The following is a 1202-nucleotide window of genomic DNA, read 5'->3' on the forward strand; positions in this document are numbered from 1 at the left end:
CGAACTAGAAAAAGAAAGCTCGGTAGAAGAAGTGAACGCTCTATTAAAAAGTGCTTCTGAAGAAGCACTACAAGGCATACTCGGTTACGAAGAGCGGCCACTGGTTTCTATCGATTACAAAACCGATCCTCGTTCAGCCATCATTGATGCGCCTTCAACTATGCTGGTTAACGGCACTCAACTTAAGCTTTATGTGTGGTATGACAATGAATGGGGCTATGCCAATCGAACAGCTGAGCTGGTTCGTAAAGTCGGCCTCATCGACCAGAAAATTAATCACTAAGGCCATATTTGAAAACCATGAATATCAATAAACTCTCACCAGAAATTAAGCAATACCTGGTCGTAACAGGTAACTATTGGGCTTTCACGCTCACCGATGGCGCTTTGAGGATGTTAGTCGTATTGCACTTTCATGGCTTGGGTTACAGCCCGCTCGAAATTGCCATGCTGTTCTTGTTTTACGAGATCTTTGGTGTCATCACCAACCTTTTTGGTGGCTGGTTGGGCGCACATTTGGGGCTCAACAAAACCATGAATATTGGTCTGGCTCTGCAGGTGCTCGCATTGGCAATGCTGCTCGTTCCTGCCACTTTGCTCACAGTGCCTTGGGTCATGGCTGCTCAGGCTCTCTCAGGCATTGCTAAAGACCTGAACAAGATGAGTGCGAAAAGCTCGATCAAGCTGCTGGTTCCAAAAGATGCGCAAACTACACTGTATAAGTGGGTGGCAATTCTAACCGGATCTAAGAATGCCTTGAAAGGTGTCGGCTTCTTTTTAGGCGGCGCTTTACTGGCCACTCTCGGTTTTCAAGGTGCCGTTCTTGCTATGGCGCTAAGCTTGTTTGTGGTTTGGCTGGGTAGCATGTTTGCCTTAAAACAAGACTTAGGCAAGGCAAAGAACAAACCGAAGTTCACTGAAATATTTTCTAAAAGTCGGGCAATCAACGCCCTCTCAGCAGCTCGCTTATTTCTGTTTGGTGCCAGAGATGTTTGGTTCGTGGTTGCCTTGCCCGTTTATCTAGCGAGCGAGTTCGGCTGGAACCATTGGTCTGTAGGAGGCTTTCTTGCAAGCTGGGTAATCGCCTATGGTTTAGTGCAGTCCTTTGCCCCCAAGATTACGCAAAGCTCGACCAAGCGCGCCCCCGATGGCCATAGCGCGCTCGGCTGGGCGCTGCCTCTAATGCTGATACCCGCGGGCAT

General features: G+C 48.4%; 1 protein-coding gene and 1 pseudogene. Both read left to right on the forward strand.

What is annotated here, in order from left to right:
* Positions 1-283, forward strand: a pseudogene (locus A3729_RS18275) (type I glyceraldehyde-3-phosphate dehydrogenase); the annotation flags it as partial.
* A 17-nt stretch (positions 284-300) separates the two neighbouring features.
* On the forward strand, positions 301-1202 hold a 902-nt coding region (arsJ, locus tag A3729_RS18280; protein WP_068634170.1), incomplete at its 3' end, for an organoarsenical effux MFS transporter ArsJ.

It is taken from the genome of Oleiphilus sp. HI0043 (assembly GCF_001634935.1).